Raw genomic sequence first — 17,229 nt, 5'->3', positions numbered from 1 at the left:
TTACTGCAGCACCACCAGGAGGTCGCCGGCGTCCACCTGCTGGGTCACCGGGATCGCGAGTCGGCCGACGGTGCCCGACACGGGCGCCGAGATGGCCGCTTCCATCTTCATCGCTTCGATGCTCGCCACCGGCGTACCGGCCTCGACGACGTCACCGACGGCGACCTTGAGCGTCACCACGCCGGAGAACGGCGCGGCCACGTGCTTGGGGTCGGACGCGTCGGCCTTCTCGGCCGCCTTCGTCTCGACCTCGACCGAACGGTCGCGGACGGCGACCGGGCGGAGCTGCCCGTTCATCGTCGCCATGACCGTGCGGATGCCCTTGGCGTCCACCTCGCCGATCGCCTCGAGCCCGACGAACAGGTCGACGCCCTTGCCGAGCGGGACGCTGTGCTCCTGCCCGGGGCGCAGCCCGTACAGGTAGTCGACGGTCGGGACGACGGACAGGTCGCCGTACTGCTCCCGCACGCGCTGGAACTGCTGCGTCGGCTGCGGGAAGAGCAGGCGGTTGAGGGCTTGCTGCCGCTCGGGTCCGGGGGTCTCGAGGTGCGCACGCTCGTCGGCGGGCACCGGGGTGATCTCGAGTCGGACGTCGCGACCGGCCAGGACCTTCGAGCGGAACGGCTCGGGCCAGCCGCCGGGCAGGTCGCCCAGTTCGCCGGCCATGAACCCGACCACGGAGTCCGGGATGTCGTACTTGTCGGGGTTCTGCTCGAAGTCGACCGGGTCGGCACCGACCGCGGCGAGCTGCAGTGCGAGGTCACCGACGACCTTCGACGACGGCGTGACCTTGGTCGGGCGCCCGAGGATCCGGTTCGCCTCGGCGTACCAGTCCTCGACCTGCTCGAACCGGTCACCGAGGCCGAGGGCGATCGCCTGCTGCCGGAGGTTCGACAGCTGACCGCCGGGGATCTCGTGCTTGTAGACACGCCCGGTCGGACCGGCGAGCCCGGACTCGAACGGGGCGTACACGCGACGGACCGACTCCCAGTACGGTTCGAGGTCACCGACGGCGTCGAGGGACAGGCCGGTGTCGCGCTCGGTGTGGGCCAGGGCGGCGACCAGGGCGGACATGCTCGGCTGGCTGGTCGTGCCGGCCATGGGTGCTGCGGCCACGTCGACGGCGTCGGCCCCGGCACGCGAGGCGGCGAGCAGGGTCGCCAGCTGGCCGCCGGCGGTGTCGTGGGTGTGCACGTGCACCGGCTGGTCGAAGCGCTCGCGCAGCGCGGTGACGAGCTTCTCAGCCGCACCGGCACGGAGGAGCCCCGCCATGTCCTTGATGCCGATGACGTGCGCGCCGGCCTCGACCATCTGCTCCGCCAGGCGGAGGTAGTAGTCGAGCGTGTAGAGGTCCTCGGCGGGGTCGAGGAGGTCGGCGGTGTAGCAGAGCGCCGCCTCGGCGACGGCCGTGCCGGTCGCGAGCACGGCCTCCAGGGCTGGACGCAGCTGGCTGACGTCGTTCAGCGCGTCGAACACGCGGAAGACGTCGACGCCGGACCGGGCGGCCTCGTCGACGAAGGCGTCGGTGACCTCGGTCGGGTACGGCGTGTACCCGACGGTGTTCCGGCCGCGCAGCAGCATCTGGATCGGGATGTTCGGCATCGCTTCGCGCAGCGAGGACAGGCGCTCCCAGGGGTCTTCCCCGAGGAACCGGAGTGCGACGTCGTACGTGGCTCCACCCCAGGCCTCGACACTGAGCAGCTGCGGGGTGAGCCGCGCGACGTGCGGTGCGACGGCGACGAGGTCCTTCGTGCGGACCCGGGTGGCGAGGAGCGACTGGTGGGCGTCGCGCATCGTCGTCTCGGTCACCGCGAGGGCCGTCTGGGCGCGCAGGGCCTTCGACCACTCGGCCGGCCCCATGGCCAGCAGGCGGTCGCGCTGTCCCTCGGGCACCGGCGCCGTCAGGTCGGTGGCCGGGAGCTTGTCGGCCGGGTCGGTGACGAGCGGCGACCGCTCACCGTTCGGCTTGTTCACCGTGACGTCGGCGAGCCAGGTGAGCACCTTCGTGCCGCGGTCCTTCGAGACGTGGCCGCCGAAGAGCTGTGGGCGTTCCTCGATGAACTTCGTCGAGACGTCGCCGCGGGCGAAGTCCGGGTCCTCGAGCACGGCCTGCAGGAACGGGATGTTCGTGCTGACGCCGCGGATGCGGAACTCGGCGAGGGCGCGCTTGGCCCGGGACACCGCCGCCGGGAAGTCCCGACCGCGGCACGTCATCTTCGCGAGCATCGAGTCGAAGTGCGGGCTGATCTGCGCGCCGGTGGCGACCGTGCCGCCGTCGAGCCGGACGCCGGCGCCGCCGGGGCTGCGGTAGGTGCTGATCCGGCCGGTGTCCGGACGGAAGCCCTGCGTCGGGTCCTCGGTCGTGATGCGGGTCTGCAGCGCGGCGCCGTGCACCGCGACGGTGTCCTGCGTCAGGCCGAGGTCGGCGAGGGTCTCCCCCGCTGCGATGCGCATCTGCGACTGCACCAGGTCGACGTCGGTGACCTCTTCGGTGACCGTGTGCTCGACCTGGATGCGCGGGTTCATCTCGATGAAGACGTGCTGCCCCTCGCGCTCGCCCTCGGTGTCGAGCAGGAACTCCACGGTGCCGGCGTTGACGTACCCGATCGACCGGGCGAAGGCCACGGCGTCACGGTGCAGTGCCTGCGCGATCGCGGGGTCGAGGTTCGGCGCCGGCGCGATCTCGACGACCTTCTGGTTGCGCCGCTGGACCGAGCAGTCCCGCTCGAACAGGTGGATCGTGCCCGCGTCGGTGCCGGTCCCGTCGGCGAGGATCTGCACCTCGATGTGGCGCGGACGGATGACGGCCTGCTCGAGGAACATCGTCGGGTCGCCGAACGCACTGTCGGCCTCGCGCATCGCGGCTTCGAGGGCGTCGCGCAGCTCGGGCTTCGTCTCCACCCGGCGCATGCCTCGGCCACCACCACCGGCGACGGCCTTGGCGAAGACCGGGAACCCGATCGCGTCGGCGCCGGCGATCAGTTCGTCGATGTCGCGGCTCGCCGGGGTGCTCGCGAGGACCGGGACGCCGGCTGCGATCGCGTGCTCCTTCGCGGTGACCTTGTTGCCGGCCATCTCGAGCACGTGCTCGCCCGGGCCGATGAAGGTGATGCCGTTCGCGGCTGCTGCCGCGGCGAGCTCGGGGTTCTCGGACAGGAACCCGTACCCCGGGTAGATCGCGTCGGCCCCCGACTCGCGGGCGACGCGGATGATCTCGGAGACGTCCAGGTACGCCCGGACCGGGTGGCCCCGCTCCCCGATCAGGTAGGCCTCGTCGGCCTTTAGACGGTGCAGGGAGTTCCGGTCTTCGTACGGGTAGACGGCCACCGTACGGGCCCCCAACTCGTAGGCGGCACGGAACGCACGGATGGCGATCTCGCCACGGTTCGCAACGAGGATCTTCGTGAACACGACGTCCCTTTCAGCCCGGGTTGAGGTGAGACAACCCTAGTGGCGGTAACGTTGCTCAACGTGCATGTACTCAGCGTGAGCTCCCTCAAGGGTGGTGTCGGCAAGACGACGGTGACGCTCGGCCTGACCTCGGCCGCGTTCGCCAAGGGACTGCGCACGCTGGTGGTGGATCTGGACCCGCAGTCCGACGTCTCGACGGGCCTCGACATCAACCTCGCCGGCCACCTCAACGTCGCCGACGTCCTCGAGAACCCGAAGGAGAAGATCGTCCGTCAGGCGATCGCCCCCTCGGGCTGGACGAAGGGGTCGCAGGGCAAGATCGACGTCATGGTCGGCTCCCCCTCCGCCATCAACTTCGACGGGCCGCACCCGTCGATCCGCGACATCTGGAAGCTCGAAGAGGCCCTGGCCAACGTCGAGCAGGACTACGAGCTCGTCCTCATCGACTGCGCGCCGTCGCTGAACGCCCTGACCCGCACCGCGTGGGCCGCGTCCGACCGCGTCACCGTCGTCACCGAGCCCGGCCTGTTCTCCGTCGCCGCCGCCGACCGTGCGCTGCGCGCGATCGAGGAGATCCGCCGCGGCCTCTCCCCACGCCTGCAGCCCCTCGGCATCATCGTGAACCGTGCCCGGGTGCAGTCGCTCGAGCACCAGTTCCGCATCAAGGAACTCCGGGACATGTTCGGCCCGCTCGTGCTCTCCCCGCAGCTGCCGGAGCGCACGTCGCTGCAGCAGGCGCAGGGCGCCGCGAAGCCGCTGCACGTCTGGCCCGGCGAGTCCGCGCAGGAGATGGCGAAGAACTTCGACCAGCTGCTCGAGCGCATCATGCGCACCGGCAAGATCGGTCCGTACGCCGAGGGTGGCGCCGCGTAGGTCGGTGCTCGTGCGGTCGCGTTTTCGCGGTCGCGGTCGCGGTCGCGTGACATGCCGCTCACGTCCGCCGAGCGGTCACCAACTGTCGGCTAGCAGCCCCGCAGGCGACAGATCGTGACACCTCGGCGAGGCGCACACGGCGGTTCGTGACCACGCGCCGACTGCCGGGGGGCCCGCCCCGGCCCCGGTAGACACGCCCGACCCCGGCTCGGCCAGCGGTCACGACACACCGCTCACGTCCGGCGAGTGGTCACCAACTGTCGGCAGGCAGCGTCGCGGGCGACAGTCCGTGACACCTCGGCGACGCGCACACGGCGGTTCGTGACACCTCGGCGACTGCCGGGAGGCCCACCCCGGTCCCGGCAGACACGCCCGACCCCGGCTCGCCCAGCGGCAACAACATGCCGCTCACGTCCGCCGAAAGGTCACCAACTGTCGGCCGGCGAAGTCACAGCCGACAGTTCGTGACACCTCGGCGACGCGCACACGACGGTTCGCGACCGCTCGGCCGGAACCGAAACGGTCAGGAAGCGCGGGAAGCGCGACGAGCGGCGAGCTCGTCGGAGGGGTCGGCCGCCGCGGTGGCGTCGAGCTCGACCAGGGAGCTCTCGACCTCGCGCAGGACCTTGCCGACCGCGATGCCGAAGACACCCTGGCCGCGGGACACGAGGTCGATGACCTCGTCATCAGAGGTGCAGAGGTACACCGAGGCGCCGTCGGACATGAGCGTGGTCTGTGCCAGGTCGGAGACGCCGGACTCACGGAGCTGGTTGACCGCGGTGCGGATCTGCTGCAGTGAGATGCCCGTGTCGAGCAGGCGCTTCACGAGCTTGAGCACGAGGATGTCGCGGAACCCGTACAGGCGCTGCGACCCGGAGCCGGCGGCCCCGCGGATCGTCGGCTGCACGAGTTCGGTGCGGGCCCAGTAGTCGAGCTGTCGGTACGAGATGCCGGCTGCCCGTGCGGCGACGGTGCCGCGGTAGCCGTTCTGCTCGTCGTGCTCGGGCAGACCATCGGTGAAGAGCAGCCCGAGGTCGTACCGGGTCACATCAGACTCGGTGCCAGGGGTGTCGTTCCCACTCATGAGCTTGCCTTCCACGACGATCGAGCTCCCACCCGAAGCTTCAACGACGGGTTGAGAGTTGTTCCGAGGTCCACGGTAGCGACTCCGACCGCTCCCGCGCGGGACATCCGACCCGGCGCGTCCGGCGTGTCGAGGATACGCCTCGGCCACTGACACACAAGCCCTGTCGGAGCACCGGACGGCGTCATGCGTCGAGACGACCGATGGCCTGGCGGATGAGGTTCGACCGGATGATCTCGAGGTGCCCGGCGATCTCACGCGCGAGCTCGGTGGCCTTCGCACGCGAGGTCGCGTCACCCCGGCGGGAGACCGGCATGAGGGCGGACTCGATGAGACCGACCTCACGCTCGGCGGTGCTGCGCAGCGTGCGGAGGTGTCGCGGCTCGATCCCCGTTCGCTGCAGTTCGACCAGGGCCTTCAGTACGGAGACGCCGTCGTCGCCGTAGGTGTCGGTGGCCGGCAGCAGCGAAGCAGAGACCGCGTCGGCGAGGAGCATCGGTGAGGCGCCGGCTGCCCGGACCGTCTCGTCGCGGGTGTACCGGCGTTCGCGGCCGAGGATCGACGGCTTCGGGGCGTCTCCTCCGCCGGGCAGAACGGGTTCGCGTCCGGCATCGAGGTCGGCGAGGTACTCCTTGATGACCTTGAGCGGCAGGTAGTGGTCACGCTGCAACCCGAGGATCACCCGGAGCCGCTCGAGGTCGGCAGCGGAGAACTTGCGGTACCCACTGGCCGTGCGGATCGGGGTGACGAGCTCACGCTCTTCGAGGAACCGCAGCTTGGAGCTCGACAGGTCCGGGAACTCGGGCTTGAGGCGAGCGAGGACCTGCCCGATGGTGAGCAGGTCCGGTGCCGCGGACCCCGCCCGGGCCGCAGCGGACCGTGCGGCCACTACGCGTTCGCCAGGCGCGCCAGGTCGACCCGAGATGCGTAGAACGTCAGGCGGAACTTGCCGACCTGGACCTCGGCCCCGTCGGTGAGCAGCGCTTCGTCGATGCGGACACCGTCGAAGTACGTGCCGTTCAGGGAACCGTTGTCCTTGACGCTGAAGCTCGTGCCGTGGCGCAGGAACTGCGCGTGCTTGCGCGACACGGTGACGTCGTCGAGGAAGATGTCGGCGTCGGGGTGTCGACCGGCCGTCGTGACGTCGGAGTCGAGGAGGAACCGCGCACCCACGTTGGGGCCGCGACGGACCACGAGCAACGCTGACCCGGAGGGCAGTGCGTTGACGGCTTCACGTTCTTCGGTCGAGACACCGGACTCGGCGGTGAGCGCCGCGCCCATGTCCATGCTGAAGGTCAGCGTGGTGTCGACCAGCCGCTGCTCCGGGGTCTTCTGACCGCCCGGCTGCGGGACCACTGGATCTGGCATCGGTGGACCTCCTCCTCTTGGCCCACCAGCGTATCGGAAACGAAGCCCCGAGCGGCAGCCCCGATCTGGGACTGTGGAGGGACTTCCGCGATCCGCGAACGCACGAGCCGCGTCAGCGACCCGTGGGACCCGACGTCATCGACTCGTGCGACCCGGCGTCACCGTCCCCGCGCGAGCAACCAGAGCAGGTACGGCGCCCCCACGACGCCCGTCACCACGCCCACCGGCAGCGCGGTGCCGGGGAAGGCGAACTGTGCCAGCAGGTCGCTGCCGAGCGTGATCGCGGCACCGACGGCAGCGGCCGGCGCGAGCGCCACCCGTCCGCCGCCGACCAGGCGTCGGGCGATCGGCGCAGACATCAGCGCCACGAACGAGACGGGCCCCGCGGTGGCGACGGCTGCGGCGGTCAGGCACACGGCGGTGAGGAGCAGGAGCACCTTCGCCCGGTCCGGCCGGAGTCCGAGTGCGGCGGCGACCTCGTCCCCGAGGCTCAGCACCTGCAGACGGGCGGACTGCAGCAGCGCGAGCACGACGAGCACGACGAACGCGACGCCGAGCACCCCGACCAGGTCGCGGTCGACGGCGTTCAGGCTGCCGGAGAGCCAGAGCAGCGCGGTGCCGGCCTGGGTGACGGTGCCGCTCGTGAGCATCCAGCCGGTGATGCTCAGGCAGATCGCCGCGACGCCGATCCCGACGAGGATCACCCGGTTGCCGGTGATCCCCCGTCGCCAGGCGAGCCCGGCGATGACGATCGAGACCACCACCGCGCCGACCACCACGACCGAGAAGAGCGTGCCACCGCTGGCACCGAACAGCACGATGGCGGTGAGTCCGGCGGCGCTGGCCCCCGAGGTGATCCCGATGACGTCGGGGCTCGCGATCGGGTTCCGCACGACGCTCTGCACGATCGCGCCCGCGACGCCGAGACTGGCGCCGACGAGGACGGCACCGAGCACCCGCGGCCCGCGGAGCTGCCCGATGACGAAGTCCGAGATCCGGTCCCCCTGGCCGAACAGGGAGGCGAGTACCTGGCCCGGGGTGAGCGGGATCGAACCGGCGCCGAGCCCGACCAGGACGAGCACCACGACGACCACGAGCACGGCGACGAGCACCGCGACCTCACGACGCAGGCCGGCCGAGCGGCGCAGACCGCCGGACCGCGGGCGGCCGGAACCGAACAGCCGCCTCACAGTCCCCGCACCGCCCTCGACCGCACGAGCGCGATGAACACCGGCGCCCCGATCAACGCCGTGACGATGCCGACCTGCAGCTCCCCGGGGTACGCCACGACGCGACCGATCACGTCGGCGACGAGCAGCAGTGCGGGGGCGACGATCGCCGACAGCAGGATGGTCCAGCGGTGGTCGGGGCCGCTCAGCCGGCGGACGGCGTGCGGCACGGCGAGCCCGACGAAGGCGATCGGCCCGGCGGCGGCCACAGCGGACCCGGCGAGCAGCACGGCGACCAGACCGCCCACGGCGCGGACGAGCACGACCCGCTGTCCGAGCGACGCCGCGAGTTCGTCCCCGAGCGCGAGGGTGTTCAGCGACCGGCCGAGACCGAACGCGATCACCAGCCCCACGAGCACCGGCGCCGTGATGATCCCCGCCGTGCCGAGGTCCTTGCCGGCGAGGGCACCGACCTGCCAGAAGCGCAGCTGGTCGAGCAGGCTCTGGTCGGTCACGAGCACCGCAGTGGTGACCGACGACAGCGCGGCGGCGACCACGGCTCCGGCGAGGGCGAGCCCGACGGGCGAGAGGCCTCGACGGGCGACGGTCGCGATCCCGTACACGAGCACGGCGGCGAGGGCGGCCCCGACGAAGGCGAACGGCAGGTAGGCAGCCGTGCCGCTCACGCCGAAGACCGCGATCCCGGCCACCACGGCCAGCGTCGCCCCGGAGTTGATGCCGAGGACGCTCGGGTCGGCGAGCGGGTTCCGCGTGACGCCCTGCATCACGGCCCCGGCCACCCCGAGCGCGGCTCCGGCGAGCAGTCCGACGACGGTGCGGGGCACGCGGTTGCCGAGCACGATGAGCCCGACCTCGTCGCTCCGCCCGGGGTGCATCACCGTGTCGAGGACGGTGCCGAGCGGGATCGGCCGCGAGCCGTACGCGATCGACAGCGCACACGCCACGGCGAGGACGACGACCGCCAGCACGGTCGCACCGACGAGTCGGGGGACGGAGCTGGGAGCCGGGGGCGTGGACGTCGACGGAGGCATGGAAGTAAGGCCACCCTAACGCCGGAGCCCCACTCGGCGTCCCCCGAGCAAGCCCGGAGCGTGCGCAGGGTTCGTTCATAGGCTTGTCATGGGGAAGCGCCGTGTACTGGTCTCCATCGACGCCCGACCGGGCCGTCGAGGGACGACCGGAGAGCACCGATGAACGAGACCCCGAACCCCGCAGCCGCCGACCACGACGAGGACGGCACCCCCGCCGCGCAGCAGCAGGCTCCCGGGATGCACTGGGAGGCGCCGCACGCCGACCCGGCCTCCCTGCGCCCGGCGTACGCGTTCGACGGCTCCGGTCCCTACCTCTACGGTCCGGACGGCTCCGGCCCCTACGCCTACACACCGGACGGCCGCGGCCCGTACCTGATCGGCAGCCCCGCCCTCGCCGGCGCGAACCACGCGTGGGCGTACTCGGCGGCGACCGCGAACCACCCCGGTACGACGAAGCGCCCGCGTCGGCTGGGACTGATGATCGGCTCCGGCATCGCCGCGCTCGCCATCGTCGGTGCGGCCGGTGGCACCGCCCTCGGTCTGTCCTCGCAGGGGACGACCACGACTTCGAGCCAGTCGCAGGGCACCACCACGCTCCCCGACACCGGATCCGGCACCGACGGCACCGGCGGCACCGGCAGCAGCGACGGCACGAACGGCTTCACCGTGCCCGGCGACGGCAGCGGCAGCGGCACCAGCGGTGACGGCAGCACCGGCACCGGCACGACCCAGTCCCCCGCCACCGCGGCGACGGCCGCCGACAAGAAGGGCGTCGTGACCATCAACACCGTCCTGAACTACGACGAGTCGTCACAGGCAGCCGGCACGGGCATGGTCCTGACCTCCGACGGCACGATCCTGACGAACAACCACGTGATCCAGGGCGCGACGAGCATCACCGTCACCGACGAGACCACCGGCAAGGAGTACAAGGCCGACGTGGTCGGGGCCGACGCCACGAACGACGTCGCCGTCCTGAAGCTCGAGAACGCCTCGGGGCTGTCCACGGTCACGCTCGACGACGACGGCGAGCCGAGCACCGGTGACACCGTCAAGGACGTCGGCAACGCGGAGGGCACCGGCAACCTCGTCGCCGCCGAGGGCACCGTCACCGCGACCGACCAGGACATCCAGGTGCAGAGCGAGTCCGGCACCGGCACCGAGTCCCTGACCGGCCTGATCGAGATCTCGGCGGACATCGTCTCCGGCGACTCCGGCGGACCGGTGCTCGACAGCGAGGGCGAGGTCGTCGGCATGGCCACGGCAGCGTCCTCCGGCACGGCCGACGTCACCGGCTACGCCATCCCGATCACCACCGCGAAGACAATCGCCGAGAAGATCCTCGCCGGGGAGTCCTCGAGCACGATCACCATCGGGCTGCCCGCGTTCCTCGGGGTCGAGGTCAGCAACACCTCCGGCACCACGGGCGGCGTCGCCGTCGCCGGCACGGTCGAGGGCTCCGGCGCCGCGAGCGCCGGCCTGACCGCCGGGGACACGATCACGAGCATCGACGGCACCGCGGTCACGAGCTCGGACCAGCTCACCAAGGTCGTCCAGTCGCACTCGGTGGGCGACAAGGTGAGCGTCCGCTACACCGACAGCACCGGCGCCGCGAAGACGGTCACGATCACCCTGACCGCCGGCCCCGCCGCGTAGCGGGAGAACCGGGCGCGCTCAGCCCAGCAGCGCCCGCACCACCGACCGGTAGACGTTGGCCGGGGAGTCCGTCCGGAAGGCGGTCTCCCCGGCCTTCGTCGTGCCCACGCGCGCGAACCCGTGCCCCTCGGCCCGCACGATCGTGATCGGCTTCGGCTTTCCCGGTCGACGCAGGTACGAGACGGTCCACGGCGCGGCCCAGAACCGCGCGAGGCGCGGGTCCGCCTCGGCCAGGGCCTCCGGCAGGTCCGGTGCGTCCGGACCGCCGGCCAGCTTGCGGCCGAGCAGGTGCCCTGGGAGCGACCCCGTGCGGAACGGGAAGGTCCACGTCGGACCGATGCCGAGCCTCCCGGCCAGCAGCGCGACGGCCCGGTCGGGCGTGACGGACGCGACCACGGCACCCGCCGCGTCGGTCCCGTCGACGACGGTCTGCGACCAGGCCTGGAGGCGCGACTCGCCCCCGTCGGGCAGGTGCTGTTCCAGCGTGACCGGTTGGGCATCGCCCTGCCAGGGTTCCAGGAGGGTCTGGGTCGACTCCGACAGCGTGCCGAGCCGGCCGACGAGGCCCGCCTCGATGAGTTCGCGGCCCGCCGCGGTGCGGAGGAGCGTCGGGTTCCACCGGCGTCCGGCGAGGCTCTGCAGGGTGCCGATCGCGTCCGTGCTGAGGCGGGGGCCGTCGAGCGACGGTGCCGGGGCGGGGACCGGCAGCGGTTCGAGGTCACGCTCGGGGCGGACCGGGACCGTCTCGGTGGCGCGGACGCTCTCGAGGACCGCGAGCACGAGGTCGTCGGTCTCGAGCAGCCGGGCGAGCGGGCGTTCGATCGTCAGGTCGACGCGGTGCCGACCGGTGACGAAGAGCATGTGGGTGCCGGCGACGTCGCCGTGCTCGTCGGGCCGGACGTACTCGACCAGCCGGGCCGGGGCGCCGGCGGTGGTCCACGGGTCGCAGCCGACGAGCAGCAGGCCCTCGACGGAGCCGGGCAGCCGTTCGAGCAGCCCGGTGTTCTCGTCGCCGATCGCGCGGTCACTGGGGCGGGATCGGACGGTGAGGACGACGTCGTCGCCGGTGACGCGCAGGTCCGCCTGGGCTGAGTCCTCGCGGCGCCAGGAGTCCGGGCGGCGGAGGGTGAGGCGGGCGGTGCGGTCCTCGGTGCCGAGCGGGACGGGGACTGCCATGGGATGAGCGTATGTCGGGAGCGGGGCGCGGGGGCCTGCGGCTCGCCGGGGTGGGCGGGGCCGGGTGCGCGGCGGGGTGGGGCGGGGCGCCGGGTTCGCACGGTGCGAGGTTCGTCAGCCTGTGCGGGGTTGGTGGCTCCGTGCGGCACCACAACCCCGCATCGAGCCTCCGACGACGCACCCGCCGACGAAGTCCGCACCGTGCGACCCCGGCTCCGCGAATCCCGCACGGTGCCGCCTCCGCCACACCGTCCGGGGCTGGTGGCTCCGTGCGGCGCCACAGCCCCGCACCGAGCCTCCGACGACGCACTCGCCAACGAAGTCCGCACCGAGCCTCCGACGGCGCACCCGCCGACGAAGTCCGCACCGTGCGACCCCGGCTCGACAGCACGACAAGTCCGCACGGTGCGAGCCGAGCGCGTCAGCGCCGAGCGGGCCGCGCGGGCGGGGGCGGCGGGACGCGCTTCGCGGCGACGACGTCGGCGAGCCGGACCTCGACCGGGCCGCGGCGGGTGGCGATCGTCACGGCGTCGGGCGTCCGGGCGACCAGCTCACCGAGGGCGTCCTGCGCGCCGTCCCCGTGGTGCGCCCGGACCACCAGGCGGTCCCCGATCGCGGCGTCGTGCAGCACCCCGAGGGCACGGGCCCGGGCGATCGCCGCCTGTTCGTCCGCATGCACCGCCCCAGGGTACGGGCCGCCTAGAGTGTCGGCATGGAGAAGGCCCGGGTCGACAGCTGGATCTGGGCCGTCCGGATCACCAAGACCCGGTCGGCCGCGACCGCCGCGTGCAAGGCCGGTCACGTCCGGGTGAACGGCGAGCGCGCGAAGCCGGCGCAGCCGATCGGCCCCGGTGACGAGGTGCGGGTGCGCCAGAACGGCTTCGACCGCATCGTCATGGTCACCGGGATCATCCTGAAGCGGACGAGCGCCCCCGAGGCCGCGAAGCACTTCGAGGACAAGACCCCGCCGCGGCTGTCGAAGGAAGAGGCCGGGTTCGTCCCGATGCGCGATCGCGGAGCCGGACGGCCGAGCAAGCGGGAGCGCCGCGACCTCGAGAAGCTCCGCGGCTACTGACGTTTCGCGGGCCCGGACCCGGGCACGTGGACATCGACCACGATCTCGAACGTGTCGGACTCGACCTCGATCCGTTCTCCGGTCCAGGGCACCTCGAGGTGCCCGTCGTCGTCCGGATCGGATCCGCCCAGCGCGCGACCGGACGGGATGCGGTGGACGGGGATGCGGGTGCCGTCCTCCGCGACGACGAACAGATCGGCCACCCGACCACGGAACTCGGTGATGCCGAACGGGTCGTCGTGGTGCCGGGACTCGGCGAACCGCGGCGTCCTTCCGTACGCGGTGAACGCCGCCGTGGCCTGCCGTTCGTAGGCGGGCCCGCAGCAGTCGTGCTCCCACCCGCCGACCACGACGACGACCTCTTCGCGCATGCCGTGATCGTACGACGCGTCGGACGGTGACGGTCGGAGCCCGGAGCCCGGAGCCCCGAGCCCGGGGCCAGCGCCACGCGTCAGGCCGCAGGCGTCATGGTCAGACGAAGCGGACGGTCTGCTGCAGGCGGTCGCGGATCTCGAACACGTCGACGGAACCGGCCGGCGACCAGACGCCGTTCAGCACCTGGGCGAGCGCACTCCGGCGGACGACGAGCGCGGTGGGCTTCTTCGGGGAGCCGACGAGCTGCACGTCCTCGGTGACGGCGGCGTCCGGCACGACGAGCAGCCGCCCGGAGAACCGCACCCGGGTCTGCTTCTGCACGGCACGGGCGGCGCGGACGAGTTCCTTGACGGGTCGCTCCCCCGGCGCGAGCGTCTCGCCGACGATCTCGCCGTGCTCGACGCGGACCGGAGCGCCCCAGTCGATGGACTCGACGGCCCAGAGCCCGCTCGGGGTCAGGACGGCGTGGTCGAGCTTGCCCTCGGCCCCGGCGTCGAGGTCGTGCCACACCGTGACGCCGATCCCCATGTCGGAGACGATCAGGGCGGTCGCTTCTTCGGCCAGGGCCTCGGCGAGCAGGCGCCGGATGTGCCGGGGCGCGGAGCGGATGAGCGTGGGGTCGTACGGGTCCTCGATGGGGTCGCCGAGGCCGACCCACTCGCGTTCGGCCTGCAGGAAGACCTCGCGCGACCGACCGCCGGGGTGTCCGTGGGACCGGGCCCGGGGGCGGGTGTCGCGACGCGCTGCCGGGGGTGCGTAGGCGTCGCGACCGGTGTCACCCCTGCCGGCGGTCGCCCCGGACGCGCCGTACGCGCGGGACCCGATGTCGTACGCGCGCCGGGCTGCCGGCGTGCCGATGCGCTCCCACGCGAGCTGGACCTGGCGGAAGCGCTGGGCGTCGCCGCCGAGGTCGGGGTGGGTCTCGCGGGCGGCCCGCCGGTAGGCGCGGCGGAGCGCTTCGTCGTCAGCCGTCGCGGGGACGCCGAGGACTTCGTAGGGGGTGGCGTCGGCCGGGCTGTCCGTCATGGCCCTGCGACATTACCGGAGGCAGTGTCGGAGTCCGCCGCATGGTTGCTGGGTGCGGTCTGGGCCCACGCCGGCCGGGCAGCCTCGGCACACGGTCCGCAGGTGGTCGCGTCAGACCACCGTGGTCGCGACGGGCGCACCGAGGAACGCCGCGTACCGCGCGGCCGCCGCCTCGAGCGCGCGGACCGATGCCGCATCGAGGGCACCGAAGGGTGTGACGGTGACGAGGTGCCCGGCCCTGCGCTCGGTGCGCTTCCAGGTGCCGACGACGCGACCCCGGACGACGGCCATCGGCAGGAACATGCCGTTGGCCCCGGGGACGACCCGGTCGGCGTGGGCGGGGTCGAGCTGCGCGGACCGGTCGGCGTACCCGAGCAGGTACTCGTCGAAGCCGGGGAGCAGGTGCCCGGTGGGGACGCGCGCGGCTGCCGGCCGGTCGGCGAGGTCGAGGAGCCCGTCGCCGAGGTCCTCCACCGCGTTCCCCGCCGCCGCCCGCGCTCGGCGGACGTCACCGAGCGGCAGCTTCGTCCAGCTCGCGGCGTCGGCCTCGGTCGCGGGGCCACGGCCACGCAGGTACCCGAGCAGGACCCGGCGGAGGGCTTCGTCGCGGTCCGGCAGGTCAGCGGTGGCGGGTTCCCACTCGTCGAGCAGCACGAGCCCCTGCCCGACGCGGGCGGTGGGGCCCCAGGCGACGAGGCCCTCCTGCGCGAGCTGCAGGACCAGGTGGTAGCCGCGGCCTCCGGCCGGGTCGATGCCGGCAGTGCGGTACGCCGCGAACAGGTCGTCCCGGACCAGCGCACGACCACCGCCCAGGGACGCGATCGTCGCGTCCCGGGCCCGGCCGAGCAGGGCGTCGTCGATGCCGAGCTCGGTGGCGCGTCGGGCGATCGTGCGGAGCGTCCGTTCGGCGGTGAGCGAGAGCAGCAGTCGCAGGTCGTCGGGGCGCAAGGCGTGCAGGGTGCCGCGCATCGGCCACGAGCGGACGAGTTCCCCGCGGTCGAAGGCCTCACGGACGTCGTCCCGCGACGATCCGGGAGCGCGGACCCCGATGGCCCAGAGCACCTGGCCGAGGTCCTGCCCCTGCACCGCCAGCATCCGCTCGACGACCTCGGTGGGGCGCAGTCCAGGCACCGCGATGCCCTGCGCCGCGAACCGCGCCGTGCGGAGCCGCGCGGGGCTGGTGGTCACGCGACGGCGGCGGTTACGGCGTCGGCGTGCTGCTCCAGGTAGGCGACGTCGGCGCGGTACAGGTCGGCGTGGCCGTGCTGCAGGTCGCTGACGAACTTCGGGTTGCCGGCGGCGGCCTCGTGCTCGATCGTCGTGACCAGGGCGACGAGGGACGCGATCATCGTCTCGGCCAGGACGCTGCGGGAGCGGTCGTCGAGGGCGTAGGCGCGGCAGAACTCGGCGGCCCGTGCGAGCCGCTCGTCGAGGTCGGGGGCGGTCGATCCCTCGACAGCGCCGGTGGTGAACGGTGCGAACCGGTAGACGGCACTCGCGACGTCCCAGACGCGTGGCCCGGGGTGGGCGGTGTCGAAGTCGATCAGGCCGACGGCGGCGATGCCGTCGTAGACGCAGTTGTACGGGGCGAAGTCGCCGTGCACGATCGTCTCGACGGGGGCACGGTCGGCCTGGGACCAGAGGTCGTCGGTGGCGCTGCGCGGGAAGCTGGCGGCGGCGTCGTGGAACTGGCGGAGCAGGCGGGCGCTGGTGACGAGGGCGGCCTCGCTGGCGATGTCCTCGGTCCAGGGGTACTCGCCCGCGACACCGGGGACGAACGAGACCGTCTCGAGGGTGTCACCGAGGGCGATCGGTTCGGGGGCTGCGACGAACCCCTGCTCGTGCAGGTGGGCGAGCAGCCGGTGCACCGTGGGGGTCCACGGCCCGGCGGGGCGGTGGACTCGGTCGTCGGCCCTGGTGATGCGCTCCAAGGGGAACCTCCTGCGTGTTGCGTCTCCGTTGACGTCAGGGCCAGCGTACCGGCAGCGACCGACGGCCGCTCGGTCACCATCCGGAACACGGCGGTCCAGGCGGCTACAGCTGGTCGCGCAACCAGGACGGCCCGTGGACGACCGCGCCGAGGGCCTCGACGCGGTCGCGGAGCTCGCGGTCGGCCGTCACGACGACGACCGGCCCGTCGCCGGCCTGCACCGCGGCCTGCGCGGACTCGACGATGGCGTCGTCGCCGGAAGCCAGAGCACGGACGACGTCGACAGCGCCGGTACCGGCATCGTCCGCGGCGGCCCGGGCCTCCCCCTCGAGCACCACGGTCCACCGCGGCCACCACCGCGCGAACGGCAGGTCGAGCAACGATGCGGCGACCCCGCCCTCGGCGAGCGCCGACACCTGTGCCAGCAGGCGCGATGCGGCGCCGGCTCGGTCCTTCCACCAGCCGTCGGGCACGCTGCCGACGACGTTCGCGGCGTCGACGACGACGTGCGGGGTGGTCGCGATCGTGGCGCGGAGCGCCGGCCACGACCTGCCGAAGCCGGGGTGCAGGGGCAGTTCGTCGACCTGGTCGATCGGGATCCACGACAGCGCGAGGCTCTCGAGGTCGGCGATGACGGGTTCGAAGGGTCGGGAGGCGCGCCCCACGACGGTCGTGTAGGTCCAGAACCCCAGGTCGAGCAGCGCCGTGTGGCGCAGGGCGATCGCGTCGTCGGGGACGCCGGCCTCCTCGGCGGACTCGCGGAGGGCGGCGGTCACCGCTGCTTCGCCCTGGTGCCGTGCGCCGCCGGGGATGCCCCAGGTGCCGCCGTGGTGGCTCCACTCGACGCGGTGCTGCAGGAGCACGCGGCCGGCGCCGTCGTCGACGAGCAGGCCTGCGGCGCCGAAGCGTCCCCACGCCTTGGTGCCGTCGGGGCCGACCGCCCAGGCGTCACCGGGGTCGCGGGGGCCGGGTGGGGGCCCGGGGGGCGTTGCATCTGGCACGGTCCAACCCTGGCACACGGTGCCCGGAGCGGG

16 protein-coding genes are annotated in these 17,229 nt (G+C 72.8%); 3 read left to right on the top strand and 13 right to left on the bottom strand.

The features are described 5' to 3' along the window. Positions 1–3,411 (bottom strand): pyruvate carboxylase, encoded by a 3,411-nt coding sequence (locus HP445_RS14360; protein ID WP_128779669.1) that lies wholly within the window; start codon positions 3,409–3,411, stop codon positions 1–3. Positions 3,412–3,471: 60 nt separating this feature from the next. Between HP445_RS14360 and HP445_RS14355 the strand changes: the two genes are divergently transcribed. Continuing rightward, positions 3,472–4,284, top strand: a complete 813-nt coding sequence (locus HP445_RS14355; RefSeq protein ID WP_027465232.1) for a ParA family protein — start codon at positions 3,472–3,474, stop codon at positions 4,282–4,284. Positions 4,285–4,807: 523 nt separating this feature from the next. Here HP445_RS14355 and HP445_RS14350 read toward each other — a convergent pair. The 5 genes from HP445_RS14350 to HP445_RS14330 form a co-directional block, all read right to left on the bottom strand. Then, on the bottom strand, positions 4,808–5,368 hold the full coding sequence (locus tag HP445_RS14350; protein ID WP_027465231.1) for a MerR family transcriptional regulator: 561 nt from the start codon (positions 5,366–5,368) through the stop codon (positions 4,808–4,810). Positions 5,369–5,552: 184 nt separating this feature from the next. Beyond that, complete coding sequence (gene ftsR, locus HP445_RS14345; protein WP_027465230.1) at positions 5,553–6,257, bottom strand: transcriptional regulator FtsR; 705 nt, start codon at positions 6,255–6,257, stop codon at positions 5,553–5,555. Further along, positions 6,257–6,736, bottom strand: coding sequence for an FHA domain-containing protein (locus HP445_RS14340; RefSeq protein ID WP_051596676.1), 480 nt, complete (start codon positions 6,734–6,736; stop codon positions 6,257–6,259). Before HP445_RS14340 ends, ftsR begins: the two co-directional genes overlap by 1 nt. Positions 6,737–6,894: 158 nt before the next feature. Further along, positions 6,895–7,926: a FecCD family ABC transporter permease gene (locus HP445_RS14335; protein WP_241660340.1), complete on the bottom strand. Its 1,032-nt coding sequence runs from the start codon at positions 7,924–7,926 to the stop codon at positions 6,895–6,897. Then, positions 7,923–8,957 (bottom strand): FecCD family ABC transporter permease, encoded by a 1,035-nt coding sequence (locus HP445_RS14330; RefSeq protein WP_128779668.1) that lies wholly within the window; start codon positions 8,955–8,957, stop codon positions 7,923–7,925. The genes HP445_RS14335 and HP445_RS14330 overlap by 4 nt, the downstream gene beginning before the upstream one ends. 159 nt (positions 8,958–9,116) lie before the next feature. Between HP445_RS14330 and HP445_RS14325 the strand changes: the two genes are divergently transcribed. Further along, positions 9,117–10,613, top strand: a complete 1,497-nt coding sequence (locus tag HP445_RS14325; protein ID WP_241660339.1) for a trypsin-like peptidase domain-containing protein — start codon at positions 9,117–9,119, stop codon at positions 10,611–10,613. A gap of 18 nt (positions 10,614–10,631) precedes the next feature. Here HP445_RS14325 and HP445_RS14320 read toward each other — a convergent pair whose 3' ends face one another. Next, on the bottom strand, positions 10,632–11,789 hold the full coding sequence (locus HP445_RS14320) for a hypothetical protein (RefSeq protein ID WP_128779667.1): 1,158 nt from the start codon (positions 11,787–11,789) through the stop codon (positions 10,632–10,634). A 421-nt stretch (positions 11,790–12,210) separates the two neighbouring features. Beyond that, positions 12,211–12,468 (bottom strand): hypothetical protein, encoded by a 258-nt coding sequence (locus HP445_RS14315; RefSeq protein ID WP_241660338.1) that lies wholly within the window; start codon positions 12,466–12,468, stop codon positions 12,211–12,213. 33 nt (positions 12,469–12,501) lie between these two features. Between HP445_RS14315 and HP445_RS14310 the strand changes: the two genes are divergently transcribed. Further along, entirely contained in the window at positions 12,502–12,864 is a 363-nt protein-coding gene (locus HP445_RS14310) for an RNA-binding S4 domain-containing protein (RefSeq protein ID WP_071405402.1), read from the top strand. Here the strand turns inward: HP445_RS14310 and HP445_RS14305 are convergent. From HP445_RS14305 to HP445_RS14285, 5 genes are all read right to left on the bottom strand, one after another. After that, complete coding sequence (locus HP445_RS14305; protein ID WP_175330823.1) at positions 12,858–13,235, bottom strand: hypothetical protein; 378 nt, start codon at positions 13,233–13,235, stop codon at positions 12,858–12,860. The genes HP445_RS14310 and HP445_RS14305 overlap by 7 nt on opposite strands. A gap of 100 nt (positions 13,236–13,335) precedes the next feature. Continuing rightward, positions 13,336–14,265, bottom strand: a complete 930-nt coding sequence (locus tag HP445_RS14300) for a J domain-containing protein (RefSeq protein ID WP_111040227.1) — start codon at positions 14,263–14,265, stop codon at positions 13,336–13,338. A 111-nt stretch (positions 14,266–14,376) separates the two neighbouring features. Beyond that, positions 14,377–15,453, bottom strand: a complete 1,077-nt coding sequence (locus tag HP445_RS14295) for a winged helix DNA-binding domain-containing protein (protein WP_128779666.1) — start codon at positions 15,451–15,453, stop codon at positions 14,377–14,379. Further along, complete coding sequence (locus HP445_RS14290; RefSeq protein WP_027465222.1) at positions 15,450–16,196, bottom strand: phosphotransferase enzyme family protein; 747 nt, start codon at positions 16,194–16,196, stop codon at positions 15,450–15,452. The genes HP445_RS14295 and HP445_RS14290 overlap by 4 nt, the downstream gene beginning before the upstream one ends. Before the next feature lie 103 nt (positions 16,197–16,299). Beyond that, positions 16,300–17,196, bottom strand: a complete 897-nt coding sequence (locus HP445_RS14285) for an NUDIX domain-containing protein (RefSeq protein ID WP_128779665.1) — start codon at positions 17,194–17,196, stop codon at positions 16,300–16,302. Positions 17,197–17,229: the final 33 nt, after the last annotated feature.

It is taken from the genome of Curtobacterium flaccumfaciens, from assembly GCF_013359815.1.
Classification (GTDB): Bacteria; Actinomycetota; Actinomycetes; order Actinomycetales; family Microbacteriaceae; genus Curtobacterium; species Curtobacterium flaccumfaciens.
This window is presented reverse-complemented; position numbering and strand designations above follow the sequence as displayed.

Coding starts and splice junctions, on each gene's coding strand:
- HP445_RS14300 (WP_111040227.1), bottom strand. CDS start 14,265: ATGACGGACAGCCCGGCCGACGCCACCCCCTACGAAGTCCTCGGCGTC.
- HP445_RS14320 (WP_128779667.1), bottom strand. CDS start 11,789: ATGGCAGTCCCCGTCCCGCTCGGCACCGAGGACCGCACCGCCCGCCTC.
- HP445_RS14340 (WP_051596676.1), bottom strand. CDS start 6,736: ATGCCAGATCCAGTGGTCCCGCAGCCGGGCGGTCAGAAGACCCCGGAG.
- HP445_RS14330 (WP_128779668.1), bottom strand. CDS start 8,957: ATGCCTCCGTCGACGTCCACGCCCCCGGCTCCCAGCTCCGTCCCCCGA.
- HP445_RS14325 (WP_241660339.1), top strand. CDS start 9,117: ATGAACGAGACCCCGAACCCCGCAGCCGCCGACCACGACGAGGACGGC.
- HP445_RS14310 (WP_071405402.1), top strand. CDS start 12,502: ATGGAGAAGGCCCGGGTCGACAGCTGGATCTGGGCCGTCCGGATCACC.
- HP445_RS14350 (WP_027465231.1), bottom strand. CDS start 5,368: ATGAGTGGGAACGACACCCCTGGCACCGAGTCTGATGTGACCCGGTAC.
- HP445_RS14305 (WP_175330823.1), bottom strand. CDS start 13,235: ATGCGCGAAGAGGTCGTCGTCGTGGTCGGCGGGTGGGAGCACGACTGC.